We start from the raw sequence: 280 nt of genomic DNA on the forward strand, positions 1-280 counted from the left end.
TCGACATCGACCGCGTCAACCCGTAACGCCGCGTAAGCTCAATCCAGGACACAGACCGGTAGTGGACTCCCCGATCCGAATGGATCACGAGTGGATGCTCACTCTGGCCGGCTTGTAGCTCGTTTAGACGCTGGTGCGGGAGGGTTGCCAGGGCGTTTTCAAGGGAGGAATCAGCCAACACTGAGGTTGGGTGTAATCCCCTCGTATACGCCACGACTTTCCCGTCATAACAGTCAATAATCGGGGCGAGATAAACCTTCCCGTTAGCTGCGTGGAACTC

Annotated in this window: 1 protein-coding gene; it reads right to left on the reverse strand. The window is 56.4% G+C overall.

What is annotated here, in order from left to right:
• The coding region (locus QP442_RS08740) for a DDE-type integrase/transposase/recombinase (protein WP_442953384.1) at positions 1-280 on the reverse strand (280 nt) is incomplete at both ends.

The organism is Pauljensenia sp. UMB1177 (assembly GCF_030217965.1).
GTDB lineage: Bacteria > Actinomycetota > Actinomycetes > Actinomycetales > Actinomycetaceae > Pauljensenia > Pauljensenia turicensis_A.